At 60.2% G+C, this 25,491-nt stretch carries 24 protein-coding genes; 17 read left to right on the forward strand and 7 right to left on the reverse strand.

What is annotated here, in order from left to right; translation table 11 throughout:
• The first annotated feature begins 83 nt into the window (after nucleotides 1-83).
• On the forward strand, nucleotides 84-977 hold the full coding sequence (locus tag ACZRKZ_RS05750; protein WP_463980991.1) for a DMT family transporter: 894 nt from the start codon (nucleotides 84-86) through the stop codon (nucleotides 975-977).
• Nucleotides 978-1,021: 44 nt separating this feature from the next.
• Here the strand turns inward: ACZRKZ_RS05750 and ACZRKZ_RS05755 are convergent, their stop codons facing one another.
• On the reverse strand, nucleotides 1,022-3,022 hold the full coding sequence (locus ACZRKZ_RS05755) for a peptidase U32 family protein (protein WP_463980992.1): 2,001 nt from the start codon (nucleotides 3,020-3,022) through the stop codon (nucleotides 1,022-1,024).
• 71 nt (nucleotides 3,023-3,093) lie between these two features.
• On the reverse strand, nucleotides 3,094-3,474 hold the full coding sequence (locus ACZRKZ_RS05760; protein ID WP_463980993.1) for a RidA family protein: 381 nt from the start codon (nucleotides 3,472-3,474) through the stop codon (nucleotides 3,094-3,096).
• Nucleotides 3,475-3,693: 219 nt separating this feature from the next.
• Between ACZRKZ_RS05760 and ACZRKZ_RS05765 the strand changes: the two genes are divergently transcribed.
• Nucleotides 3,694-6,231, forward strand: coding sequence for a heavy metal translocating P-type ATPase (locus tag ACZRKZ_RS05765; protein ID WP_463980994.1), 2,538 nt, complete (start codon nucleotides 3,694-3,696; stop codon nucleotides 6,229-6,231).
• Between the two features lie 112 nt (nucleotides 6,232-6,343).
• Here the strand turns inward: ACZRKZ_RS05765 and tatC are convergent, their stop codons facing one another.
• The 3 genes from tatC to tatA are packed head-to-tail and all read right to left on the reverse strand — an operon-like array spanning nucleotide 6,344 to nucleotide 7,628.
• Nucleotides 6,344-7,105 carry a twin-arginine translocase subunit TatC gene (gene tatC / locus ACZRKZ_RS05770; protein ID WP_463980995.1) on the reverse strand — a complete coding sequence of 254 codons (762 nt, stop codon included), beginning with the start codon at nucleotides 7,103-7,105 and terminating at the stop codon, nucleotides 6,344-6,346.
• Nucleotides 7,102-7,410, reverse strand: coding sequence for a Sec-independent protein translocase protein TatB (gene tatB / locus ACZRKZ_RS05775; RefSeq protein ID WP_463970066.1), 309 nt, complete (start codon nucleotides 7,408-7,410; stop codon nucleotides 7,102-7,104). Before tatB ends, tatC begins: the two co-directional genes overlap by 4 nt.
• Entirely contained in the window at nucleotides 7,410-7,628 is a 219-nt protein-coding gene (tatA, locus tag ACZRKZ_RS05780) for a twin-arginine translocase TatA/TatE family subunit (RefSeq protein WP_463980996.1), read from the reverse strand. Before tatA ends, tatB begins: the two co-directional genes overlap by 1 nt.
• Before the next feature lie 159 nt (nucleotides 7,629-7,787).
• Here tatA and gspK point away from each other — a divergent pair, with 159 nt between their 5' ends.
• On the forward strand, nucleotides 7,788-8,753 hold the full coding sequence (gene gspK / locus ACZRKZ_RS05785; protein ID WP_463970068.1) for a type II secretion system minor pseudopilin GspK: 966 nt from the start codon (nucleotides 7,788-7,790) through the stop codon (nucleotides 8,751-8,753).
• Nucleotides 8,754-8,806: 53 nt separating this feature from the next.
• On the opposite strand, the gene ACZRKZ_RS05790 is transcribed toward gspK, so the two are convergent.
• Nucleotides 8,807-10,843, reverse strand: coding sequence for a PhoX family protein (locus ACZRKZ_RS05790; protein ID WP_463980997.1), 2,037 nt, complete (start codon nucleotides 10,841-10,843; stop codon nucleotides 8,807-8,809).
• A 234-nt stretch (nucleotides 10,844-11,077) separates the two neighbouring features.
• Between ACZRKZ_RS05790 and ACZRKZ_RS05795 the strand changes: the two genes are divergently transcribed.
• From ACZRKZ_RS05795 to ACZRKZ_RS05850, 12 genes are read left to right on the forward strand one after another with little or no spacing between them, the layout of a single operon-like run.
• Nucleotides 11,078-12,730 (forward strand): bifunctional UDP-sugar hydrolase/5'-nucleotidase, encoded by a 1,653-nt coding sequence (locus tag ACZRKZ_RS05795; protein ID WP_463980998.1) that lies wholly within the window; start codon nucleotides 11,078-11,080, stop codon nucleotides 12,728-12,730.
• Between the two features lie 41 nt (nucleotides 12,731-12,771).
• Nucleotides 12,772-13,155, forward strand: a complete 384-nt coding sequence (locus ACZRKZ_RS05800) for a pilus assembly protein PilZ (protein WP_463980999.1) — start codon at nucleotides 12,772-12,774, stop codon at nucleotides 13,153-13,155.
• 7 nt (nucleotides 13,156-13,162) lie between these two features.
• Complete coding sequence (gene gspD, locus ACZRKZ_RS05805; protein ID WP_463981000.1) at nucleotides 13,163-15,103, forward strand: type II secretion system secretin GspD; 1,941 nt, start codon at nucleotides 13,163-13,165, stop codon at nucleotides 15,101-15,103.
• A 5-nt stretch (nucleotides 15,104-15,108) separates the two neighbouring features.
• Nucleotides 15,109-16,557: a GspE/PulE family protein gene (locus tag ACZRKZ_RS05810; protein WP_463981454.1), complete on the forward strand. Its 1,449-nt coding sequence runs from the start codon at nucleotides 15,109-15,111 to the stop codon at nucleotides 16,555-16,557.
• Nucleotides 16,557-17,759: a type II secretion system inner membrane protein GspF gene (gene gspF, locus ACZRKZ_RS05815; RefSeq protein ID WP_463981001.1), complete on the forward strand. Its 1,203-nt coding sequence runs from the start codon at nucleotides 16,557-16,559 to the stop codon at nucleotides 17,757-17,759. Before ACZRKZ_RS05810 ends, gspF begins: the two co-directional genes overlap by 1 nt.
• A 16-nt stretch (nucleotides 17,760-17,775) precedes the next feature.
• Nucleotides 17,776-18,219 carry a type II secretion system major pseudopilin GspG gene (gspG, locus tag ACZRKZ_RS05820; RefSeq protein WP_463981002.1) on the forward strand — a complete coding sequence of 148 codons (444 nt, stop codon included), beginning with the start codon at nucleotides 17,776-17,778 and terminating at the stop codon, nucleotides 18,217-18,219.
• Nucleotides 18,220-18,221: 2 nt separating this feature from the next.
• On the forward strand, nucleotides 18,222-18,671 hold the full coding sequence (gene gspH / locus ACZRKZ_RS05825; RefSeq protein WP_463981003.1) for a type II secretion system minor pseudopilin GspH: 450 nt from the start codon (nucleotides 18,222-18,224) through the stop codon (nucleotides 18,669-18,671).
• On the forward strand, nucleotides 18,668-19,033 hold the full coding sequence (locus ACZRKZ_RS05830; protein ID WP_463981004.1) for a type II secretion system protein: 366 nt from the start codon (nucleotides 18,668-18,670) through the stop codon (nucleotides 19,031-19,033). The genes gspH and ACZRKZ_RS05830 overlap by 4 nt, the downstream gene beginning before the upstream one ends.
• Nucleotides 19,030-19,620 carry a PulJ/GspJ family protein gene (locus tag ACZRKZ_RS05835; protein WP_463981005.1) on the forward strand — a complete coding sequence of 197 codons (591 nt, stop codon included), beginning with the start codon at nucleotides 19,030-19,032 and terminating at the stop codon, nucleotides 19,618-19,620. Before ACZRKZ_RS05830 ends, ACZRKZ_RS05835 begins: the two co-directional genes overlap by 4 nt.
• Nucleotides 19,621-19,634: 14 nt before the next feature.
• Nucleotides 19,635-20,747: a type II secretion system protein GspL gene (locus ACZRKZ_RS05840; RefSeq protein WP_463981006.1), complete on the forward strand. Its 1,113-nt coding sequence runs from the start codon at nucleotides 19,635-19,637 to the stop codon at nucleotides 20,745-20,747.
• A complete protein-coding gene (gene gspM / locus ACZRKZ_RS05845; protein WP_463981007.1) occupies nucleotides 20,744-21,181 on the forward strand; it encodes a type II secretion system protein GspM in 438 nt (145 codons plus the stop codon). Before ACZRKZ_RS05840 ends, gspM begins: the two co-directional genes overlap by 4 nt.
• Nucleotides 21,178-21,849, forward strand: a complete 672-nt coding sequence (locus tag ACZRKZ_RS05850) for a hypothetical protein (protein WP_463981008.1) — start codon at nucleotides 21,178-21,180, stop codon at nucleotides 21,847-21,849. The genes gspM and ACZRKZ_RS05850 overlap by 4 nt, the downstream gene beginning before the upstream one ends.
• 72 nt (nucleotides 21,850-21,921) lie before the next feature.
• Here the strand turns inward: ACZRKZ_RS05850 and ACZRKZ_RS05855 are convergent, their stop codons facing one another.
• On the reverse strand, nucleotides 21,922-23,190 hold the full coding sequence (locus ACZRKZ_RS05855) for a VWA domain-containing protein (protein WP_463981009.1): 1,269 nt from the start codon (nucleotides 23,188-23,190) through the stop codon (nucleotides 21,922-21,924).
• 450 nt (nucleotides 23,191-23,640) lie between these two features.
• Between ACZRKZ_RS05855 and ACZRKZ_RS05860 the strand changes: the two genes are divergently transcribed.
• Both ACZRKZ_RS05860 and ACZRKZ_RS05865 read left to right on the forward strand, forming a co-directional pair.
• Nucleotides 23,641-25,311 (forward strand): sodium:solute symporter family protein, encoded by a 1,671-nt coding sequence (locus tag ACZRKZ_RS05860; RefSeq protein ID WP_463981010.1) that lies wholly within the window; start codon nucleotides 23,641-23,643, stop codon nucleotides 25,309-25,311.
• The gene (locus ACZRKZ_RS05865; protein WP_218575104.1) at nucleotides 25,293-25,424 is read left to right on the forward strand and encodes a putative transporter small subunit; all 132 of its coding nucleotides are present in this window, start codon (nucleotides 25,293-25,295) and stop codon (nucleotides 25,422-25,424) included. Before ACZRKZ_RS05860 ends, ACZRKZ_RS05865 begins: the two co-directional genes overlap by 19 nt.
• The last annotated feature ends 67 nt before the right edge of the window (nucleotides 25,425-25,491 follow it).

The following is a 25,491-nucleotide window of genomic DNA, read 5'->3' on the forward strand; positions in this document are numbered from 1 at the left end:
GAAATGGTTTTTCGCCTTTTTTAGGTTCTGGAGCCGGTGACGTTCAGCTTGCCATAATTGAGCCTCACTTGAGGAGCAGAGTCATGGACAAATCCATACGTCGCGGGTCGTGGGAAATGGTTGGCGCCATGCTGATTTCCGGCACTATCGGCTGGTTCGTACTGGCGGCAGGCGTGCCGGTGATCGAGGTGGTGTTCTGGCGCTGTGTGATCGGCGCCTTGACCCTGGTGGCGGTCTGCGGGGTGCTGGGTTATCTGCGTCTTGACCTGCTGAGATACTCGACACTCGCGTTGGCCATGCTCAGCGGGGTGGCCATCGTCGGCAATTGGTTGCTGCTGTTTGCCTCCTACGCCAAGGCTTCAATTGCCATCAGTACGGCGGTCTATAACGTCCAGCCCTTTATGCTAGTGATGCTTGCGGCGGTGTTCCTGGGTGAAAAAATCACCGTGCCGAAGCTGGTCTGGCTGGGCGTAGCGTTCCTGGGCATGTTGGCGATCGTCACCGCTCATGGGGATCAGCAGAGCAATGGCGAGGACTACCTGGTCGGTGTGGCGCTGGCGATAGGCGCCGCGTTTCTGTATGCAGTTGCGGCGCTGATTATCAAACGCCTGAAGGATGTTCCGCCGCATCTGATGGCCTTGATTCAAGTGACCACCGGGGCTTTGCTGCTGGCGCCATTGATGCAGTGGCAGAGCGTGTCCGCTTCACTGGATTCCTGGGCGGCATTGCTGGCACTGGGCGTGGTGCATACCGGTTTGATGTACGTGTTGCTCTATGGTGCGATCCAGAAGTTACCCACCGCACTCACCGGTGCGCTGTCCTTTATCTACCCCATCGCCGCGATTTTTGTCGACTGGATCGCCTTTGGCCATCGTTTGGGATGGACGCAATGGCTTGGCGTGGCCGCGATTCTGTTGGCTGCGGCGGGGTTGCAGCGGGGCTGGTGGTGGCGGTCCAAAGTTGCGCTGCAACTGTGAAGATGGGCGAGCACGGCACCGTGGCGGCGTGCTCGCCTTCTTGCTCAGTGTGGAGCGCGAGGGATGGTCTTGAGCAGGTCGGCTGGGCTGATATGGCCGACGACCTGTTGCACGCTGCTGCCCGGTAGCGGCAGGCCAAGGATATGCCCCTTGATCTTGCCCATCACGTGCATTTCGCACGGCTTGCAGTCGAACTTCAGTGTCAGCACCTCATCACCATGCACCAACTGCATTGGCGCGACTTTGGTGCGCACGCCTGTAACGCCTTTGGCCTGCTTGGGGCAGAGGTTGAACGAGAAACGCAGGCAATGCTTGGTGATCATCACCGGCACCTCGCCGGTTTCCTCGTGGGCCTCGTAGGCTGCGTCGATCAGTTTGACGCCGTGACGGTGATAGAAATCGCGGGCCTTCTGGTTGTAGACATTGGCGAGGAACGACAGGTGCGCCTCCGGGTACACCGGTGGTGGCGTGGTCTCGGCTTTGCGCCCGCCCCGAGGGTGGGCGTTGATACGGGCAGCCGTCAGCGCTTCGATGACTTCACGGCGCAAGGCCTTGAGCTGCGAGTTGGGAATGAACCAGGCCTGCGGTGCATCCAGCTCGATGGCGGTGGCGTGGTACTGGGTGGTACCCAACTGGCCAAGCAGGTCGTGCAGTTGCTCCAGCGCCTGTTCCGGCTTGTTGGCAATACCAAATGGGCCGGGCAGGGTGACGCTGACGCTGATGCCTTCTTCGCTGGTGGCTATCAGTTCCAGGCGGTCTTCACGCAAGCGAGCGACCCAGCAAAGCCCGATCCGGCGCTCAGCAGACGTCTTGAGCAGGGCCTGCTGCCAGTTATGGTCCAGGTTGCGGTTCAACGGGTGGTTGGGTTTGAGGTTGTACAGCCCGCCCGGCATCTCGTTGGGCTCGACGCGATAGCGGTAGCGCTTGGCGCCGTCTTCTTCAAACTCACCCTTGGGCTCGGCGATGTTGGCGCGAAAGCCGACGACTTCACGCTTGACCAGCACATTGAGGCCATCGCCATTGGACAGCGGCTCGTGGGTAATTACCTGCAGGTCACGCTTGCCGACTTTTTCCACCACACCCACCGGCAGCCCGGTGAAGGTTGGGGTGTCGAAGGCGCCGATGTCGATCTTGCGATCGCTGACGAAGTAGTCGGTGCTGCCACGGTGGAAGGTCTTTTCCGGATCGGGCACGAAGAAGTGCGCGGTACGGCCGCTGGAAGCGCGGGCCAGGTCTGGGCGGTCTTCAAGGATTTCGTCCAGGCGCTGGCGGTAATAAGCGGTGATGTTCTTCACATAACCCATGTCCTTGTAGCGACCCTCGATCTTGAACGAGCGCACGCCGGCATCTACCAGGTCGCGCAGGTTGGCGCTCTGGTTGTTGTCTTTCATCGACAGCAGGTGTTTTTCAAAGGCAACCACGCGACCCTGGTCATCCTTGAGGGTGTAAGGCAGACGGCACGCCTGGGAGCAATCGCCACGGTTGGCACTACGCCCGTTCTGCGCGTGGGAGATATTGCACTGGCCGGAGAACGCCACACACAGCGCGCCGTGGATGAAAAATTCGACCGCCGCATCAGTCTCGCTGGCGATGGCGCGGATCTCTTGAAGATTCAGCTCGCGAGCCAGTACCAGTTGGGAGAACCCAGCCTGGTCGAGAAACTTCGCCCGCGCCAGGGTACGGATGTCAGTCTGGGTGCTGGCGTGCAGCTCGATGGGAGGGATGTCCAGCTCCATCACGCCCAGGTCCTGGACGATCAACGCGTCAACGCCGGCATCGTACAACTGGTGGATCAGCTTGCGTGCTGGCTCCAGCTCGTTGTCGTGCAGGATCGTATTGAGGGTGGTGAATACCCGCGCGTGGTAACGACGGGCGAACTCCACCAACTGGGCGATATCGCTTACGTCGTTGCTGGCGTTATGGCGCGCGCCGAAACTTGGGCCACCGATGTACACGGCATCGGCGCCATGCAGGATGGCTTCGCGGGCAATGGCCACATCGCGGGCAGGGCTGAGCAGCTCCAGGTGATGCTTGGGTAAGGACATATTTTTTTAGTCAGGCTTGTCACGGTCGAGGGACGCATTGTAGCCGTGAAATGCCTGACCGGCATCTCACATCAGGCCTTGGCCGCCATCGCGGTGACTTCCACACGCATGCCTTCGACTGCCAGCGCTGCAACGCCAATCGCGGCGCGGACCGGCCAGGGTTTGGCGAAGAAGCGTTTGTAGACTTCATTGAAGGCGGCGCGGTCGGCCATGTCAGTGAGGTAGATGGTCAGGTGCATAACCCGGTCGATGGAGCTGCCGGCGCGCTCAAGAGCAACCTTGAGGGCTTGCAGGGTGCATTCGCTTTGCAGGGTAATGTCGCCCAGTTCCAGGCTGCCGTCGGCGCGGGTGGGGATCTGCGTGGAGACCAGAATGCCGTTGAAACCGATGACGTCGCTGGAAATGGAATCGGCGTCAGGGTCGGGGGTGAAGCTGAGATCGTGGTTTGCCATTGGGATCACTGTGTGAGAACGCGAGGGGCAGAGTATCAACTGAGCGCAGGACTGACGGCAAGGCTGGGCGAAGGGCCCGCGACCCTGGGGCGGAGCCAAAGGTTGCGAACGTGGGCTTGGCGAAACAAATTACACCCTCCAAATTACCCAAAGGCCTTGACCTTCCTACATCGGGAAGCTTTAGGCTTTCTTCAACCGCAACATTCAAGGGGTAGTTCAATGGCTTCCGTTTCCCACCCACAAGGCTCCAATCCATCCAAGTCCCTGGACACTCGTCTGAGCCTGCCGGTGGAAGGCATGACATGCGCATCGTGCGTTGGCCGTGTCGAGCGCGCGCTGAAAACAGTCCCTGGAGTGCAAACGGCTGCAGTCAATCTGGCCACCGAACGCGCCGACATCACCTTCACCGGCATGGCCGACCCGCAGGCAGCTGTCCGCGCCATTGAGAGCGCCGGCTACTCCGTGCACGAAGAGACCACTGAGCTTGCGATCGAAGACATGACCTGCGCGTCGTGTGTGGGTCGGGTTGAGAAGGCGCTCGCCAAAGTCCCGGGCGTGCTTGAAGCCAATGTCAACCTGGCGACCGAGCGCGCACAGGTGCGCCACCTTGCCGGAGTTGTTTCCACGGCTGACCTTGAAGCGGCGGTCAAACAGGCCGGTTACAAGGCCCGCCGCTTGTCCGCCGAAACGCCGAATGAAGGCGATCAGGACACCAAACGTCGTGACAGCGAGGCGCGGGCGCTGCAGCGCTCCATGTTGATTGCCGCCATCCTCACCTTGCCAGTCTTCATCCTTGAGATGGGCTCGCACCTTATCCCTGCCATGCATCATTGGGTGATGGCGGTCCTGGGTGAGCAGACGAACTGGTATGGACAGTTCGCGTTTACCACCCTTGTCCTGTTCGGTCCGGGTCTGCGGTTCTTCCGCAAGGGCGTGCCAGCGTTGCTGCGCGGTGCTCCCGATATGAACTCGCTGGTCTCGGTCGGCACGGCGGCGGCTTACGGCTACTCGATCGTCGCAACCTTCGTCCCCGAAGTGCTACCGCAGGGCACCGCCAACGTCTATTTCGAAGCCGCCGCGGTCATCGTTACCTTGATCCTGCTCGGCCGTACGCTGGAGGCGCGTGCCAAGGGGCGCACCTCGCAGGCGATCAAGCGGCTCGTTGGCCTTCAGGCCAAGACCGCGCGCGTTGAGCGCAACGGCGAGGCTGTCGAGATTGCGCTTGATCAGGTGACAACCGGTGACATCGTGCAGGTTCGTCCGGGCGAGAAAGTTGCAGTCGACGGCGAGGTCATCGAGGGCGCCTCTTATGTTGACGAGAGCATGATCAGCGGCGAGCCCGTGCCCGTGTCGAAAGGGGTGGGCGCCGAAGTCATCGGCGGCACGATCAACAAGACGGGCGCTTTCAGCTTTCGCGTCACCAAGATTGGCGCGAATACGGTGCTCGCGCAGATCATCCGCCTGGTCGAGCAAGCGCAGGGTTCCAAGCTGCCGATCCAGGCGCTGGTCGACAAGGTGACCCTGTGGTTTGTGCCAGCGGTGATGGCGGCGGCCACGGCGACCTTCCTGGTCTGGCTGATCTTCGGTCCGACCCCGGCGCTGACCTTCGCGCTGGTTAATGCGGTCGCGGTTCTTATTATTGCCTGCCCGTGCGCCATGGGGCTGGCCACGCCAACCTCGATCATGGTCGGTACGGGCCGCGCGGCCGAGCTCGGCGTGCTCTTTCGCAAGGGCGAAGCCCTGCAGGCGCTGCGGGATGTGAGCGTTATCGCGCTCGACAAAACCGGCACGCTGACCAAAGGGCGCCCCGAACTAACCGACCTGGTTCCCGCCGAAGGTTTTGAATACAACGAAGTGCTGGCGCTCGTTGCGGCGGTCGAGACCCGCTCCGAGCACCCGATCGCCGAAGCCATCGTCATGGCCGCAAAGCAGCGGGACATCACCCTCGCACCCATCGAGAGCTTCGATGCAACACCGGGCTACGGTGTGTCGGCCAAGGTCGCTGGCCGGACCGTCGCCGTCGGCGCGGACCGCTTCATGACGCAGCTCGGTCTTGATGTGGCGAGCTTCCTGTCGACGGCCCAGCGTCTCGGCGAGCAAGGCAAAAGCCCGCTCTATGCCGCGATCGACGGCCGCTTGGCGGCGGTGATCGCAGTCGCTGACCCGATCAGGGAGACGACGCCCGAGGCGATCAGGGCGCTGCACGCGCTCGGACTCAAGGTCGTGATGATCACCGGCGACAATGCGGCTACAGCCACGGCGATCGCCAAGCAGCTCGGCATCGATGAAGTCGCAGCCGAGGTGTTGCCCGACGGCAAGGTCGAGGCGCTGAAGAAGTTCCGGATCAATGGCGCGAAGGTCGCCTTCGTGGGCGACGGCATCAACGACGCCCCGGCGCTCGCCGAAGCCGACGTTGGGCTCGCCATCGGCACGGGAACCGATGTGGCGATCGAGGCGGCTGACGTGGTGCTGATGTCGGGCGACCTGCGTGGCGTGCCGAATGCCATCGCGCTCAGCCATGCGACGATCCGCAACATCAAGCAGAACCTGTTCTGGGCCTTCGCCTACAACGCGGTGCTGATCCCGGTCGCGGCGGGCGCGCTCTACCCGGTGAACGGCACGTTGCTTTCGCCGATATTCGCCGCGGCCGCGATGGCGCTCTCCAGTATCTTCGTGCTCGGTAATGCGTTGCGGCTCAAGCGCTTTCGGGCGCCTATGACGGTCGAAGCCCGTACCGACGACCTTCGGGTCACATGACGCCCTCGGGGCCGTTTCCACAAGGCTCCCTGCGACCGGCTCGCGTTGCTCGACTCAGACCCTGAACTCAGCCCCGGCGTTTTTCAAGGTGGTTGTCGCGTCAGCGGTCTCGCTATGCCACTTTTTGCGCCAGCGAGCGCCCCTGACGTCCCGCAACCGAGCCGCTGGCCAGCAATCCCAGTTCGAACAGCACCCACATTGGCACCGCCAGCATGGTTTGCGAGAACACGTCAGGAGGAGTCAGTAGCATACCGACGACAAAGCAGCCGACGATCACGTACGGACGGCTCTTTCTCAGGGTCTGCACGTCTGTCACCTTGGCCCAGACCAAAAGGAAAGTGGCGACCGGGATCTGGAACGCCAGGCCGAACGCCAATAGCAGCGCAAGGATGAAGTCCAGGTACAGGCCGATGTCGGTCATCATTGCGACGCCGTCGGGCGTGACGCTGGTGAAGAAGCTGAACATCATCGGGAAGACCAGGAAAAACGCGAAGGCCATGCCGCCATAAAACAACATGACACTGGCGCTCAGCAGCCATGCGCCGATCCGCCGTTGCTGGCGATAAACCGCCGGAGCGATCATGCCCCAGACCTGATGCAGCAGCGCTGGCATGCTGATAAACAAGGCAATCATCAAGGTCAGCTTGAGCGGTGCGAGGAATGGGGAGGTCACGCCGGTAGCGATCATTGTCGCGCCTTCGGGGAGATAGTCGCGCAGCGGATCGGAGACGAAGGTGTAGAGCGTCTGGGAAAATGGAAACAGTGCGGCGAACACCAGGGCAATGGCGAGTACGCAGCGCAGCAGGCGCGAGCGCAATTGGGTAAGTAGGCCGATTACCGATTGAGGTCGGTCAGAGGAGGGCGTTTCGCTCATGGTGTGGAGTGTCCAGGGGCTGCAAGTGCAGGGGTGTCGGTGTTCGCCGCCACAGTGGGCTCAAGTTGGATGCCCTCACGCAGACACTGTTCGAGTTGACGCAGTGGTTGGCTGTCGAACTCTTGCCGCAGTTGTTCGGCATCCAGTTCCTGGACCATTTGTGTTTTGATCGAGTTCATTGCCCGTTTCGCCTGGCCTATCCACCGGCCAGCGTTGCGCGCGGCGACCGGCAGGCGTTCAGGGCCAAGCACCAGAAGTGCAACGAGACTGATCAGCAGCAGCTCACTGAAGCCGATATCGAACATCAGGATTTGTTTTGCGTGGGCTGGGTATGTGCCGTGTCAGGGGCCAGGCTATTTTGTGCCGCTTCTTTCGGGGTTGCAGGGTCGTTGCCCATTGAGGAGCGGAAGCTCTTGATTGCCTCGCCGACATCCGAGCCTAGCCCTTTCAGCCGTTTGGTTCCAAACAGCATCATCACGATCAATAGCACGATCACCAATTGCCAAATTCCGATACCGCCCATGTAAACGCTCCAAGCCATTGAGTCGACATATAAAGGCCCATCTTGCCCAGGATTTGTGACGCGGCGGTGACGGTTGGAGGGGATTTGTGTGGGCCTGCCACTTGCTTGAAACATCGCTGGTGTTGACTGTCGTCTGGCTTCGAGGGTATGGCGGATTACATGAATAAAAATCGGCAACAGGGGGCAGCACTGTTGATGGTGCTGATGGCTCTGGCGATGCTGGCGGGCGGCATGGCTTGGATGGTTCAGCAAGGACGCCAGCAGGTCGACAGCGTGCGGCTCGTGCAACAACGGGTGCAGGCGCGGGCGATAGAGCGTGCTGCGCTGGCCTTCACCGAACAGGCCCTCAAGGACCCGCTGTGGCGGCTCAGCCCGTTGTTCTGGCAAGCGATGCGTGGGCAGCCGCTGAATTACGACTTCAGAGGCGGCAAGGCAAGCATCCGTATTCGCGATCTACACACGTGTTTCAACGTTAACGCTTTGGTCGGAGCTGAAGCTGAACGTGCTCAACGCCAACTGGTGCATTTACTCGGTGCTGACATGGCGGCCGAACAATTGACGCAGACCCTGACTGACTGGCTCGACACTGATCAACAGACGCGTCAGCAAGGCGCGGAAAGCAACGAGTACCTGCGGCAAAAGCCGCCGCGCCTGGCGGCCAACCAGTTAATGCGCGACATCAGTGAAATGAATCTTCTGTTGCCTATCGATGCTGGCAGGGCCCAACGCAACCCGGCACTTTGCACCGTAGCGCAAACATCTGGCTGGCGCCTTAACGTCAATGTGCTTGGCCTGGAGGCACTGCCGCTGTTGGACGCGCTGTATGAAGGAGAGGTATCACGCTCGTTACTGACGCGTCTGGTCAGCGGCCGCCCAGCCAGCGGTTATCGAGATGCCAGTGATTTGCGCCAAGCCTTGGGCGCGGTGGATGACCAGACTTTCGAGCGGTTGAGTGAGCGATTACAGCTCAATGGCGATCATTTCCTGTTGCAACTGGAGATTGATCTGGATGGTCAGGTGTTTCGCAGCCAGTACCGGGTCGAGGCGCAAGGCGTGGTGAAGTGGCATAGCCAAGTTCCGGCCCAGGCGATGTTGGTGCGTTCCCGCGAGCCTTTGCCGTTGTAGTCAACTGAAAAGCCCCGAAAAGTTCGGGGCATCTGCTGCTTGAGCGTCAATCCTTAGACTGCCAGTTCACCACCATCATTACGCTGGATCACCACCGTCGAAGATCGTGGGCGCACGGTGCCAATTGTCACGTCGGTGGCCACGTCGTTCGACGGCCAGTTTTCCGGGTGTTGAATGTTGATGAACACCGTCTTGTTGTCTGGGGTGAAGGTCACTCCGGTCACTTCAGCACCATTAGGCCCAACGAAGAAGCGGCGCAGATCGCTCTGGTTCTGAGCACTGATCGGTAACTGTTTGCCCTGAGCGTCGAGCAGGTTAGTCGGAATCACCGCGAGCATTTGGTCGTTGGTGTAGTCGGTGATGGTTTTCTCGCCATTGTCGGTCTGAATCCACATGATGCCTCGGCTGTCGAATGTCATGCCGTCGGGGCTGGCGAACTGGTTCAGTTCGGTCAGGCCTGAACGGTTGAGATCTGGTGCGCCGGCGGCGTTGGCACCGAAGACGAAAATGTCCCACGTGAACGACACATGATCATCGGCGTCATGCCAGCGGATGATGTGCCCATGCTTGTTTTTGACCCGCGGGTTGGCGGCGTTGGCGACGGTTCGGCTGGTGTTGTTGGTCAGTGTCAGGTAGACGTCACCGTTGAGCGGGTTGACCGAAGTCCATTCCGGGCGGTCCATCGGTGTCGCGCCGAGGGCGTCGGCGGCACCGCGGGTGTTGAGGATGATTCCCGGCAGGTCGGTGAATTTTGCACCTAGGGTACTGCCGTCGGTGGTGACGGTGGCGACGTCGAGCAGCAACCAGTTACCGCTGCCATCGGCGTTGAAGCGGGCGACATAAAGCTTACCGTTGTCCATGTACTTGGCGCCGGTGGCCAGACGATCACTGGGGTTAGCATCGGCCGGATCCCACAGTGCAGTCGAGACGAACTTGTACAGGTATTCGTTTTGCGAGTCGTCGCCGCTGTAGAACACCACCGGTTTGCCGGCAGTGGTCAGGCCCGGCCAGCAGCCTTCGTGACGGAAACGGCCCAAGGCGGTACGTTTTACGGCGCGGGTGCTGGCGTTGTAGGGGTCGATCTCGACGATATAGCCATAGGTGCTGGCTTCGTTGCGGTAGTCGTCAATTGCTGTGAGTGTGGGACCTGGAGTGATGTTGAAACGGGTAAACTCATCATTCACCTCGCTTGAGTGGCCAGCGGCCGTCTCCCAGCTGTAGTTGCCTTTGGTGGTGGAGATACCGATCCGCACCTGGTCTGCAGGCAGCGCACCGCTTTTGTTGACGAAAATCCCTGGCCAGTTTTCCTCGCAGGTCAGGTAGGTGCCCCACGGGGTGTAGCCGTTGCCGCAATTGTTGTTGGTGCCGCGGGTCTGGGTGCCGGTTGTGGAGAACTTGGTCTTGACATGCTCGCTACCTTTGAGCGGGCCGGACAGGTCCATGACTGTGGCACTGGTGAAGCGACGGTTCAGGGGATCGTTCTCTACCACCTGCCAGCGACCATTGATGACACTGACGCGCATCACGCCAGCACCGTGGGCGTTGATTTCCTTGCGCACCTCTTCGGCTGGCCGAACGCCACCTGGGATGGTGGGGCCGGCGGGGTGTAGGGAACTCGGGTCGATGTATTCAAAGTTGATGGCGATCAGACCATCGGTGGAACTGCCGTTGATAGGAAAGAAGTGCATGCCGTCGTGGTGCATGCCCATCGAGTTGGCCTGATCTTCGGAGGTGTTGGTGCCGTCGTTTTTCCAGGCGTTGGCGCTGTTGTTCAGTGGCGTACCCCATGGTGCCAGTACGTAGGCGCTGTAACCGGCCGCGACAGTACACGCGTCAGTGCGCGAACCCGGGATCGAATTGAAGCCCAGCTTCAGGGTAGGCGTCGGGTCGACAGGTTTGACTGGGTCGCTATTGCTGTCGTCATCGCTGTCGAAGCAGCCTGTCAGGCCGGTACCGGCAATCATGGCAATGGCCGCACCGAGACCTCCGCGGACGACACTGCGACGGCTCAGGAAAGTACTGAGTACCGACTCCATCGGCTCGTTGGCGCTCAGGTTGCGGTTCTGGTTATCGCCGGTGTCTCGACTCATCTCATCAGGTCCTTTTTATGTACGATTGGTTTTGAAAGGAACCGGGACTGTAAAAGCGAAGTGTGATGATTCTTTGGCGGTTTTGTTAAAAAAGGAATTTAAACCCTAATTAATATTTCTTTTTGTTACAGGCTGGCATATTTCAGGGCTGTTAAAAAAACGCCATCAAACTGTCATTAATTGCGCTCCACTATGCCGCCCCTGTGAAGAGTTAGTCTGAGGGGCAAGACCAAAATGGATTTAATGGCACGGCGCAACGTGTTGGGATGGATGACTGCAGGGGCATTGGCACCGTGGCTGTCAGGCTGCTCAAGCCTGTCGTCCACAGGCGCCCCGACGGATAGTCAGCCGCTCGACCTGTTGTATGTCGCCGATACCCTCGATGCGCGACTACCCGGTCGCCCGGTAGTCCCGGCGACACGCCTGGGGCCCGCCACGCGGATCGGCCAGGCGCCGTGGATTACCGGTACCAATGCCCGCTTTCGCCAAGTTGATGGCAGCAGCCTCGACGGTCTGCTCGATGCCCGTATGAATGACGGTATCGAGACCGGCGGTTATGCCGTGCTCGGCGCATTGCTGCAACGCTTGCGCGAGCAGGCCGGTCCAGACAATAGCCTCACCCTGGAAAACGGTCAGTGTTGGAACGGCAGCGGCCTGGCCTACCTGACCCGCGGACTCTCCGGCGTTCAGGGCAGCGAGCTATTGGGCACCGAAGTGCGGGTCAGCAGCGATGAGCGCTTGCTCTGGCCAGATCAATGCCAAGGGCTTTACCGCCAATTCGGTCACCCAGTACTGGGGGGTGGGCTGGCAGTAAAGACCGCGCAAGACTTGATCACACCCGCAGTGACTTTCTTTCGTCGCGGTAACATTCGCATCGCGGTGGTGGGGATTACCGACCCTTATGCCCGTGATCAACAGGCAAGCCTGAAGCTCTGGCGGCAAAGCCTGCAGCCGGCCTTGACCCAGGCAAGGAAGGATGCCGAGTTGGTGATCGCCCTGGCTGACGTCGGCACTGGCCCAGGCTTCTGGCTGGCCGAACGGTTGCCTGAAATCGACTTGATGCTCTGTGCTCGCGGCCAGGATCTGTGGCCACAGCCGGTAGAGGCTCTGCAAGCATCGGGCAAACGAGTTCCGGTGATTTTCCCCGGAACACGGGCGAGCGGAGCGTTTCAGATTCGCTGCCAGGCAGTGGCCGGACAGTGGCGCTTTAATGCGCGTTTTTATCCGGCGCTGAGCAGCGCCCTGGACACTTCCGGTCAAGTGCACGCTCAGCGTCTGCAGCAACGTCTGCAACAACAGCGTGCTGCTCATGCCGCCTGGCTGGACCAACCATTGGCGCAGGCACCGGAAAATCTCTGGCGGCGCGACGTGCGTGGTGGCAGTTGGGATCGCCTGTTGCACCAGGCCCTGGCCCAACAGCCCGACAGCGCGGTGCTGTTACCCGGCTTGCGTTATGACAGCCCGTTGTTGCGCGGCCAGACGATCACCCGTGAGCACCTGATCAGCTTAACCGCCAGCTATCCGGCGCCGGTGGTCGACGTGCCGGCTAGTCAGGTCCGGCAGGTACTGGAGAACGGTGCCGAACAACTGTTCGGCGAGCCGTTGTTGCTCGACAACAGCCAGGATCTGCCGCGCTGGTTCGGGCAGCCCTGGAAAGTCATGTACAGCCCCAGCGGCAAGCGCATTAGCGAATTCAGTGACCCCGTCGGAACCTGCCGCACCTTCGGCCTGGGTTTTGCCGCCGACGCGGGGCAACCACTCTGGCAACACCTCGAAGGCTGGTTGCGCGAGCGCCCGCCCGGATGGCAGTTGGCCCCCTTGCAACTGCCCGACGTGCGTTATGTGCAGGGGCATCCAGGTTGGCATCCGTTGAGTGTGGTCGGTTGAGCAGGAGTGGCGGGCTGATCACTCTCGCGTTGGTGACCCTGATGGCTTGGCTGGCGGCACGTTGTGTGTTGCTGATCTGGCACGGCGCTGCGCAAACGGTGCCCGATCCTGCGCCCCCGGCACCGGTCCCTGACCTATTGAGCAGTCATTGGACGGTGCGCAAGGCGCCCAGCGATGAACTGCCATTGACCACACTGAAGATCGACTACCTCGGCGGGCTAAAAGCCCACCAGGTACGCGCCACAGTGGTGGTACTGCGCTACGGACAACAAGAGCAGACGCTGACCCTGGGTCAGCGTCTGGCCCCCGGCATCGTGTTGCAGGACATGGATAGGCACGGGCTGATTTTTGACAATCACGGACAGCGCGAGCGATTGCCGTGGCCGTCGCAACGGCCGGTGATCGGCCTCAAGCGCCAGGAATGAAGACACTATGCAATTGATCAGAAAATGCCTGGGACTGACGGCATTGTGCCTGACACTGAGCTTCACCTCGGCCAGCGCCGAAGACGAGCAGCCGTTGTATGAGGTGAACTTCATCGATACCGAGCTGACCGAGTTCATCGAGAGTGTCTCGCGTATTACTAGCACCACCTTCATCGTTGATCCGCGGGTCAAGGGCAAGGTCACCGTGCGCAGTATCGAAATGCTCGGTAGCGAAGAAATCTACGACATTTTTCTGGCCCAACTGCGTGCCCAAGGGTTCGCCGCGGTCGACCTGCCCAATGGCAGCGTGAAAATCGTTCCGGATCAAGTCGCGCGGCTTGAGCCGGTGCCTGTGGAATCCTCGCGTCAGGATGGCGCAGGCAACGATGGCATGGCCACGCGGGTCTTCAGTGTGCGTAATGCGGCCAGCGAGCAGATGCTCAACATTCTCAAACCACTGATCGATCCCCGGGTGGGAGTGATCACACCTTATCCCTCAGCGAATCTGCTGGTGATCACCGACTGGCGCAGCAATCTGGACCGCATCGACAGCCTGCTGTTGCAACTTGATCAGGTCAGCCAGGAGCCGCTGGAAGTGCTGGCGTTGAAAAACGCCAGTGCCAATGACACCGCACAGCTGATAACCCGCCTGCTGGCCCGCGAACAGGGGGCCGACAGCGCCCAGGTGATCGCCGACCCGCGCAGCAACGCGTTGCTGGTGCGTGGCAGTGCCGATAGCCGCGAACGGGTACGCACACTCCTCAAACAACTGGATCAGCCGCAGGATTCGCTGCGCAGCTCCAACACCGTGGTGATCTACCTGCGCCATGCCAATGCTGCGGAAGTGGTCAAGGTCCTGCGTGGCCTGAGCCAGAATACGCCAGCCGGTGCACCTGCCGGAGAGGGCGAAAGCAAGTCGCTGCCGGTCAACTCCTCGGGTATCCGCATGGAGTATGAGGAGGGCACTAACGCGGTGGTGATGATCGGACCCGACAGTGAAATCGCGGCTTATCGCGCGATTGTTGATCAACTGGATATCCGCCGCGCCCAAGTGGTGGTCGAGGCGATCATTGCGGAAATATCCGATACCCGCGCCCAGGAGCTGGGCGTGCAATGGATGTTCATGGGTGACAAGATCGGCGGTGGCGCCATCAACTTTCCGGGCAGCGGTGCCAGTGTCACTGGCGTCGCGGCGGCGGTAGCAAACAATGACATTGCCGGGCTCGGCAAGTTGCTGTCCGATGTACCCGGCATGACGGCGGGTATCGGCAACCTGAGGGGTGGTGGGCTGAACTTCATGGCGCTGCTCAACGCGCTGAAAAGCGAAAGCGGCTTCAATCTGCTGTCGACACCAACCTTGCTAACCCTGGACAACGCCGAGGCGTCGATCCTGGTCGGTCAGGAAGTGCCCTTTGTTACGGGCTCGGTGACCGTGGACAACGCCAACCCGTACCAGACCATCGAGCGCAAGGAGGTCGGGATCAAGTTGCGGATCAAGCCGCAGATCAATATTGATAACACCGTACGCCTGGATATCGTCCAGGAAGTATCATCGATTGCCGACAACACCTCAGCCAGTGATGTGATCACCAACAAGCGTGAGATCAGGACCAAGGTCATGGTCGAAGACAACGGGCTGGTGATACTTGGCGGGCTGATCGGCGAAGAGTCCAGGTCCGGTGACCACCGTGTACCCTGGCTCGGCGATCTTCCAGTCATTGGACGGTTGTTCCGTTCTACCTCCGGTGAGCGCACCAAGCAGAACCTGATGGTGTTCATCCGCCCGCGCATCATGCGTGACGGCGAGACACTGGCGCAGTTGAGTAGCGAAAAGTACCGCAACTTAAAGGCTCATTCGCAGCTGGCATTACCGGCCATTTCCGACAGCAACACGCTGCTGCAGTTGTTCCCGCCCAGCCGCGAACGTCTGGACGGTGGCGCATGGTGAGTACGTTGTTACCCTATCGCCTGGCGCGGCAGGCCGGGCTCGCGCGAGTGCCGGGCGTTGAAGAATGGGTGTTGTTGCTGCGCGAGGATGTTGATACCGCAGCCTTGCAGGAGGTTCTGCGGGCTCACGGTGTGCCATCGGCGGTCGAGCACCTCGACGCAGTGCAGTTCGAACTGCGTCTGGGCGGGCTGTACCAGGCCGGTGAGTCGGCTACTGCGGCCTTGATCGAGGGGATCGGCGAGCAAGTTGATCTCGACAGCCTGATCAGCGAATTGCCGCGCATCGAGGATTTGTTGGAGAGTGATAACGAAGCGCCGGTGATTCGTTTGATCAACGGCTTGTTCGGCGAGGCCTTACGTCTGCGGGCCTCGGACATTCACATCGAAACCTTCGAGCAAAGCCTGGTGGTGCGCTTGCGGGTCGACGGCCAGCTGCGTGAAGTGCTGCGGCCACCGCGGGCGCTGTCGGCGATGCTGGTGTCGCGGATCAAAGTCATGGCACGCCTGGATATCGCCGAAAAGCGCCAGCCACAGGATGGTCGCATCACCCTGCGCTCGGGCGCACGCGAAGTGGATGTGCGGGTCTCAACCCTGCCGGGCATTTATGGTGAACGAGTGGTGATGCGGGTGCTGGACAAACAGGCGAACCTGCTGAATCTCGCCAACCTGGGCATGCCTGCCTCAGTCGAACAGGCGCTGCGTGCGTGCCTGTCGCGACCCAACGGTATCCTGCTGAGCACCGGGCCGACGGGGTCCGGCAAGACCACCACGCTCTACGCCAGCCTCAATACGCTCAATGATGGTTCGTGCAACATTCTCACCGTCGAAGATCCGGTGGAGTACGCGATCACCGGCATCGGCCAGACGGCGATCAATCCACGGGCCGGCATGACTTTCGCCAGTGGTTTGCGCGCCATCCTGCGCCAGGACCCGGACGTGATCATGCTCGGCGAAATCCGCGACCGCGAAACTGCACAGATCGCAGTGCAGGCGAGTTTGACCGGGCACCTGGTGCTCTCTACGTTGCACACCAACAGTGCGGTGGGCGCGGTCACGCGGCTGCGTGATATGGGTGTCGAACCGTTCCTGATCGCTTCCAGCCTCAAGGGCGTCATGGCTCAGCGGCTGGTCCGACGCCTGTGTCATTGTGCACAGCCGCAACCCTTGCAGGCCGCCGAGCATCAACTGTGGCCGGAGCTGGCCACTCTCAGCCAGAACTTTCATGCCCAGGGCTGCGAAGACTGTCAGGGCAGCGGCTACAACGGGCGCATCGGGCTCTATGAATTCATCACCCTGGATGCCGGGCTGATCAGCTTGTTGTACGAAGGCGCAACGGAGGCGGCTATGCATGAGTACCTGGCGGACAAGCGTCAAAGCCTCAGCGCCATGGCCACCGAGTGCCTGCGCCGAGGCGAAACCAGCCTTGAGCAAGTGCTGCGGGCGGTACGTGACTGATGCCGACTTATCGCTACCAGGCACTGGACTTGGCTGGCCGTCGGCGCAAGGCCAACATCCAGGCAGAAAGTGAACGCCATGCCCGCCAGTTGCTGCGCGAGCAGGGCCTCTTCGCACGCGACCTACAGGAGCAGCGCGGGACGTCGCCCAGCGGACGCGGCCAGCGTTTGAATCATGGGCAGCTGTGTGAGTTGACCCGCCAACTGGCCACATTGTTGAGTGCCGGCATTCCCTTGGTAGACGCCCTGGCAACCCTCGAACGGCAGCTTACGGAGCCGGCGATTCGCAACTTGTTAGTCGCCGTGCGCGGTGCTCTGGGTGAGGGTCTCAGCCTGGCTCAAAGCCTGCGTCGCCAGGGCGGGCAGTTCAACACGCTGTACTGCGCACTGGTGGAGGCCGGGGAGCGCTCCGGCAAACTCGCCCCGGTGCTCGAACGCCTGGCCGAACACCTGGAACAAGTCCAGCGGCAACGCCACAAGGCCCGTACCGCGTTGATTTATCCCTGTGTGCTGATCCTGGTGTCGATGGCCGTGGTGATCGGCCTGATGACCTTTGTGGTGCCCAAGTTGACCGAGCAATTCAGCCATACCGGGCAGAGCCTGCCGTTAATCACTCGGCTATTGATTGGCACCAGCGAGGCCCTGGTGATGTTCGGCCCTTGGCTGTTGGGCCTGGGGCTGCTGCTCGGCACCGGCGCCGGCCTGTTGCTGCGCAAGCCGCTGTGGCGCTTGCGGCGGGACGGGCTGGCGTTGCGTCTACCGAAGATCGGCTTGCTGTTGTCGGTGCTGGAGAGCGCACGGGTGTCGCGCAGCCTGGCAATTTTGCTGGGCAGTGGTGTGCCGTTGCTCGAATCGCTGCAGGTCGCCACCGCCACGGTGGGCAATCGCCAGATCCACCAGGCCCTGGAATCTGTAAGCGAGCAGGTGGAGGGTGGCGTAACCCTGCACCGGGCTCTCAGCGCGACGGGGCACTTTCCACCCATGCTGTTGAATATGGTCGCCAGTGGCGAGGCCAGCGGCACCTTGGCGGACATGCTTGAACGGGTCGCGGACAACCAGGAGAGCGGCTTCGTACGCCAGGTTGACATGCTCATGGCATTGTTCGAACCCTTGATGATTCTAGTGATGGGCGCCGTGGTGCTGTTCATCGTGCTGGCAGTGCTGCTGCCGATCATGCAGCTCAACCAGGGACTTACTTTCTGAAATGGAGACCTATGCCATGCCCGATAACCCAATGCTCAAGCGTCGTCAGCGCGGTTTCACCCTGATGGAAATCATGGTGGTGATTTTCATCATCGGCCTGCTGATCGCTGTCGTCGCTCCCAGCGTACTGGGGAGCCAGGACAAGGCTATGCGCCAGAAAGTCCTGGCCGACCTGTCTTCCCTGGAGCAGGCCTTGGACATGTACCGTCTCGACAATCTGCGCTTCCCCAGTTCAGAACAAGGTTTGCCAGCGCTGACCAGCAAGCCGCAGGTCGACCCGCTGCCACGTAGCTGGCGGGCTGACGGTTACATTCGGCGTTTGCCGCAAGACCCTTGGGGCAATGACTACCGTTACCGTACGCCGGGCCAGAATGGGCGCGTCGACATCTATTCCCTGGGGGCCGACGGGCAGGAGGGTGGCGAAGACACCGACGCCGATATCGGTAACTGGAATCTCTAGGCATGGTGCGTTCACAAGGTTTTTCGCTCCTGGAAATGCTGGTGGTGGTGTTGATCGTAGGTCTGTTCAGCACGCTGGTAGTAGCCCGGCTTGACGGTGGTCAAGCACCATTACTCCAGGCCCTCGAACAACTGGCCAGTGAGGTCCGGATTCAGGCCGCACAGGCCCGTCATGGCGGGCAGTTGCTGGGGCTGCGCTGGAATGGCCGAACGCCTGAGCTCGTCCGTTTGCAAGTGATCAACGGTCAGTCGGTGTGGCAGGTTGAGCCATGGCGGTCTGTGCCATGGCCGCTACAGTTACAGGCGGATTGGCCGGTGACCCGCGAACCACAGGTGGTGTTCACGCCCTCGGGGTTGGCCGGGCCGGTGTCGCTGACCTGGCACTGGCCGCAAGGTAGCCAGCGTTGGCAATGGCGTGCCGATAACTCCCTGGAAATCACGAGCCCGCCATGAAACGTCAACGCGGTTTCACCTTGCTGGAAGTGACAGTCGCCCTGGGCATTGCGGCGCTGATGGCGGTTATGCTTAGCCAGATGTTGCGCCAACGTATCGCCGTGCATCAGGCGGTTCAGCACCACCAACTCGGCAATTTGTGCGCGCGAGAGCTGGAAGTCCGCTTTGGCGTTGAGCGTTACTGGCCAGCGATCAATCAGGTCCGCGGTGAACTGCGCCAGGGCCAGTCCACCTGTCACTGGCAGTTAGAGCTAGGCAACACCGGGGTCAATCGCTTGCGCCGAGGTGAACTGGCGTTGTTCGCTGACCCTGAGCGTCGCGAACCGTTGGGTAATTTCAGTCTGTTTCTGGTGCGGCCTTGAAGCGCGCGCAGCAGGGCCTGACCCTGATTGAGTTGCTGGTGGCGATGGCACTGACGGCGGTGCTGGGCGTGTTGTTGGCGTCGCTGGTCAATGGCTGGGCGACGGTCCGTGAGCGCTTGCAGGACTCGGGAAACGAATTGACTGTATTGGAGTTTTGCCTATCCCTGGAACGTCGTTTCGACGGTCTGGTTTTGCGTCAGTTGTATGAGCGGCGCTTGCCGCAGGACTTTGCCTGGTTCGATTGGCAACCCTCTCCCGGACAACTGCAATGGGTCGCGCTGGCAGCGTGGCCGTCCGCCGAATTGCCGTCGCGGGTGCAACGTCAGCGCCTGGCGTTCGATGCTCGGGATCGGCGCCTGGACCTGTGGGTCTCGGCTGATCTGTATGCCGCTGATATCCCACGCTGGGAGCTGCGCGAGTCTCTTGACGGAGTCGAGCAGGCCCGTTTCAGCTTCTACCAGGGGACGCGCTGGCTAGCGTTTCCTTCCACCGTCGCCGCTCAGCCCAATCGAGGCGTGCGACTTGAGTTCGCGCGTCATGGAGCCCCTTATGTCTGTACCTTTTCCTTACCCGATACGCAGCCATGAGTCGGAGCCCAGGGATGTTTGAGCGCCTGATGTCGCGGTCACGCTTACCGTCGCGGGAGTGGTTGCTGGTGCGTCCGTCGACAATGCCCGAAGCGGCGTGGCAATGGCTGCATTACTCGGCGCAGCAGGTACGCCAGAGCGGCACATGGCCGCCACCGGCTGACTGCCTGCATCTGCCCACGGCATTGATCATTCCGGCGTTGCATTGCAGTCATTTCTGCTTGCCTGCACCGCCCGGGCTCAAGCGCCATGAATGGCCGCAATTGTTCGAAGAGTATGTACAGCAGCCCGTCGAGAGCTTGCTGGTGAGTTGCCTGTCCCGCGAAACCGGGCATCTCGAATTGCTGGTGATGCAACGCGAAAAGGTCGAGCGCTGGCTGGCTGAGTGTGCCGAATTGGGCTTGTTGATCACCCACGGCTGGGCCGAGATGCAGTTGTTGCCGCAGCCCGAAGCCGGACAGGCCGTGCGTTGGCAGCGTGAGCAGGTGGTCTGTCTGAAAATGGGTGGTGGTGCCCAACCCCGCAAATGGCTCGTGTGGCCAGACGTCCTGGGTCAGATCTTACCCCCGGCCTGGCGCGAGGTTCCTGCCGAGCATATCGAAGGGGCCTGGCCTTCACGACTGGCCCCGCTGGGGCACTTACCCAGCGTGCTGGACTGCCCTCGACCCGCTCGGTCAGGGAGCCTGCGATACCCGTCGCTGACCCGCTTGCAACGCCGTTTACTCGGTGGGTGCGCATTGTTGGTGGTCAGTTGGGGCGGGGTGTATCTGTTGCAGACCTGGCAGCAACTTGAGGTTTGGAAGGCGCAAGTTGCGACGGTCGCGGGCCCCGGCAGAACCATCGAGCAGGCCCGCGGAGCCTTAGCACGACTGAAGAGCCGCGAGGACGACTGGCGTGTACGTCAGCAGCAGGTGGTCATGCTGGAACAGGCCGTTTCCGAGTGGTTGGCGCGCGAGCCCGGCTGGTCGGTGTCGAATAATGATTTCGATGGTCGCTTGTGGACCCTGGGCCTCAGCGGTCCAGGGCCTCTGCCCGCGCAACATTGGCAAGCCATTGCCCTCAGTGTTGGCGCCGAGCTGCGGGTCGAGCCGCAGGGGGCGGTATTCGATCTGGGGGAGCAACCATGAAACAACAGTTACGTCAAAGTATTGCCAGCTTCGAAGAGCTGCCACCCGTTCGTCGCTACTGTCTGCTGGCCGGTGGGGTGCTGGTTCTGATGCTGGCTCTGGTCTTGTTGTCGCGGCCGCTGCGGGCTGTCTGGCAGGATGCGCGCCAGTGGCAGACACTGGCCCGACAGGTACAAAACCTGACGCCAGCGGTGGTGTTTTCCAACGAGCAATGGCAGGCGCTGGCGGTGACGGGTCAATTGGTCCTGACGCAGGTCGAGCGTCAGGGCGATGTATGGCGGGTGCAAGGCGAACTGCCTCGACCACAGGCCCTGACACAGTTGATGCGTACGTTGCAGGAACAGGGTGGTCGACCGCTGCGCTGGAGCCTTAAGCGCGGCGCCCAAAGTTATGTTTTTAGCCTGGATGTCGCTGGTACGACGGGGTCGCCATGATTCGCACGATGGTCTGGGGCACGCTGGTATTTGTCCTTACCCTGCTGCTCAATCTGCCGGCGGCTTTTGTCGTCCGGCAATTCGCCTGGTCGCCAGACTGGCAACCAGGCGAAGTCTCGGGAAGTCTGTGGGACGGCCAGATGACCCGGTTGGGGGCCGTGGGACCGTTGGCATGGAAGGTTGAGCCCTGGGCACGGGCAGTCCGGCTGAGCGTGGCGTTTCAACAGCGCAACTGGGATTTATCAATCCACGGTTGGCCGTGGGACTGGCAGGCACAGTTAGTGCCGGGCGCGGTCAGGGCAACGCCAACGGCTGCCTTTCTCCTGGCCGGGCAGTGGAACGGTGGATTGCAGCTCAGCGGTTCGGGTCGAACCTGTCGCAGCAGTGAAGGGGCATTGAACGGTTCGCACCTGACCTTGCTGACCCCCTGGATGATCAACCTGGGCGCCACCCGAATTCAGCTGGAATGCCGGGACGGATTGAAGCTGCGGGCTGACCTGCAACTGGACGGCGTGCATCGGTTTGACGTCGAAGCCGATGTGGGCCGCCAGCGGCTGCAGATCGATGGCTGGGCAGAGTCCGGTGCCGCACTTACGCCATTGTTGGTTCAGAGTCGTTGGCTGTCGCCGGGAGAAAAGCGCTTCAGCAAGGTACTGGGCGTTCGCTGATGCGCAACGTCTTCTATTTAAATGTGTTTATCGGGTCGAAAATACTGCCATGCGCATCGAGCGCCGCGACGTTCAGGCAATAATGCCCTTCGCAGTCGCTTCCTTGATCCAGGATGGGAACTCTTCCATCAGCTTGTCGTAGAGTTCCTCTTCAGAGATATCGTTCAGGTCATCCAGTGCGAAGAAACCGCAGTTATCAATGGTCCTTCCGGACATATCGTCTAACCGCTCAAGGATCCCGTAGTTCCGCCCTCCGACACCCACGAACTGCCAGAAGCAGGGAAGTGCGGCCGCCTCAGTAATCAGCTTCGTTATGGCGCGGTCTTCATGGATCCCACCATCGCTGATGAACAGGACGTAGACGGGAGTCTTGTCGCTAGATTTGGCGTAGAAGTCGATCACCTGGCGAATAACCTTGGGTTCGTCATTGATCCGCTGGCCGACCCCCCATTTTTTCCAGCCGCCATCCTCGCTGTTCACGTAGTCCGAGTAGTTGGCCATGCTCACTTCAGACAGCTTGCAGGGCTTGGCCCCGAACGCCCAGCAATCGAGCGCGCCATCGTCGTCGAATGCAACCGCCAGAGGCAGTAGTCGATTGATGACTTCTTGAACTTTCCCTCGGGAGTATTGGCCATTCATCGAGCCACTGGCGTCGAGCACCAGTGCTACGCGCGCTTTCAGCTCCGTGAGTTTGACCTTTTCCAGGCTGATCTGCGCTTTCTTGGCCAGGCTCACCAGGAGAGGCGCACCTGCAGCAATTTTTTTCTCAAAAGAAATCCTGGAGGATGAGGGGAGCGGGGCTCCTGGTGCTGGCGCTGGCGCAGCAGTTTGCTCAGCCACCTCGCCGCCAAAGTGGCGAACCAGGGCATCCAGACCGTCATTGAAGCCTTGCAAGTTGGACTGGAGCCGCCATACACCGTCCTTTCGATAGATGTCGGCAACCATGATTGCCTTTTCCCCTGCGAAGTCTCCACCCGAGAAGTTGCACGTAGCACGCTGATGGCCATCAAGCTGATGAATTGCGAAGAAGCTGGCCGTGATGTCCTTCATCGCGCCATTGCCATCGATCGATGCCGTGAAAACCAAACGGTCAATGGTTGCGGGCAGCGTCCCAAGGTTCAATTTGAAATCGCCACCGCTCAGCAGGGTCACGCTATTACAGGGCGTAGCAGGCTGATTAAAAAAGGTCATGTAACGGTCATCAGACAATTTTCCGCTGGCATCAAGGCCAAAGCATACGAAGTCGATGACATTGGGGGACTTGATCGCGATGGACAGCGTCAGTTGGTCACCTTGGATGATGCTCGACAGGGGCAATCGTTGCCCTTGGGTAATCTGCATGCCACGTCCTTTTGATCGTCAATGAAAGGGATTTATCTTACAAGCTTGCCAAGAATTGATCATTGCCCGTGATCCCTGTTTTCAGGATGACGGGCAGATGTTCATAACCGCGGGGTAGGGCGTCGGATGTGCCCTTCAGCAACGCTCGCTCAAAGTCTATATAATGCGCGTCCGTTCGTGTCAGGGTCCTGAGGCTCTGATGCAGGACTTATCTTCCGGCCATTGCCGCCGGCCATTGCTGCAAGCACCGGTTCAACGTGCTAGCGCACGCTTTGCCTTAGACCTGGAACGCTCTTTGCGTTCCGTCTCTTGCCAGCCTTCACGATGACAACCCAGCGGACCGCTGTCCGATGCCACCTGCCTGTCAGGAACCCCGGGTTGTTTTGCGCCTGCCGATTTCGGTCTTTCATTACGTCTGTGATGACTGTGGCGCGCATAAAGGAGAAAGGAATGTTCCAACTTTCCACCCCCACCGTCTTGCTGCTTCTGTTCTGTTTCTATGGCTTGACCTTTTTAGTGTCGTTGCGCGTGGGTCGCAAGGATGAAAACGTCGACGGCTATATGGTTTCCAATAACTCTATTGGTTTTGGCATGGCGGCTGCCAGCATGACCGCTACCTGGATCTGGGCCGCTTCGTTCTACGCGGCAGCCACCGCCGGCTACAAGTTCGGCATCTCTGGCGCGCTGCATTACGGCTTTTGGGGGGCGTTGATGATTTTGTTTATCTACCCCTTTGGCCGGCGCTTTCGCGCACTGGCGCCCAAGGCCCACACCCTGGCAGAGATCATGCACGCCCGCCACGGGCGTTCCAGCCAGATGATTCTGGCAGGCTCGAATATCGTCGGCAGCATAATCAGTTTGATGGTCAACTTTACCGCTGCTGGTGCGTTGGTTGCCGTGTTGTCCCCGCTGAGCTTTATTCAGGGGGTGTTGATCGCCGGTTTCGGGATTTTGAGTTACACCATCTGGTCAGGCTTTCGCTCTTCAGTCCTGACGGACTTCGGCCAGCTGATCGCTATGATCTTCGCCGCCGTGGTGATTATTCCCATTATTTTCTTCCAGCTTGGCGGTCCGGAACTTTTCGCCCAAGGCATGCCGAACATTTCCGCGGAGCAAGCCAGCTTCTATTCGAAAACCGCCATTCTGGAGCAGGGCGCACCGTATTTTGTTGCGGTATTGGCTTACGCCATTGGTAACCAAACGATTGCCCAGCGATTGTTTGCGGTGCGTGAGGACTTGATGAAGTCGACCTTTATCACGGCCACCATTGGTTATGCATCGATTGTGATTGGCCTGGGCATGCTGGGTTTCCTGGCCTTGCTGGCCGGTGTGCAACCGGTGGATGGCGATTTGAATAACCTGATCCCGCAAATGGCCTCGACGTACCTGCCGCCGTTTGCAATCGGGCTGTTTTTCATCATGGTAATCGGTTCGCTGTCGTCGACCGCCGATTCGGATTTATCGGCGCTGTCCGCACTGGTGATGACTGATGTATATGGCAAGAACCTGGCCAAAGGTAAGCCAAACCCCAAAACCATGTTGTTCGTCGGGCGTTTGACCATGGTCGTTGCGACGATGCTCGCCGTGGTATTCGCCAGCCTCAAGCTGGACATCCTGACCATGCTTATCTTCGTGGGCGCGTTATGGGGCGCTATCGTATTTCCGGTAATAGCCAGTCTGTACTGGGGGCGAATCACCAATGCCGCCTTTACCAGTGCGGCCGTCGCAGGTTTTCTGATGTTTATCGTCGCGCGCTTCGAACTGCTTGAGTTGCAAGGCGCAGTGGCACTGTTCTTCGAGTTGTTTGCATCAATCGGTGGTGGGGTGGTGATTGGCTTGATGGCCTTCGGCTTCTTCGGCCGCAAGGTCGGGTTTACGTTTGGCGGGCTCGCTTTTTTGATTCTGGCGCCGTTTGCGTTCGGCTTTTTGCGTGATTACACGGTATTGCTCAGCTCACTCACTGCCTACGGCGTCAGCACCGTGGTTTGTGTAGTGGTGAGCTTGATGTCCAACGAAGATTTCGACTTTGATTGCATCAACGAACGTGTCGTGGCCTTCCACTACGGCGCCAATGGCGCCACTGAAAACAAAGGAGTTTCCCCATGTCCGGTTTTGCGTTAACCCTGTATGTATTGATCTGGCCCGTCATTGCGGCGGCCGTGATGATCACCTTGTGCGTCAGCTTGTACCGAGACATGCGCAAGGCAAAACGTGAAGGCACTGATCTGGTGTAAACCGATCCGAGGTGCGGGCAAGCGATAGGTGTTTGTCCGTACCCATTTCAGCCTCACTCCAACCTTC

The sequence above is a fragment of the Pseudomonas sp. c313 genome (assembly GCF_055407145.1).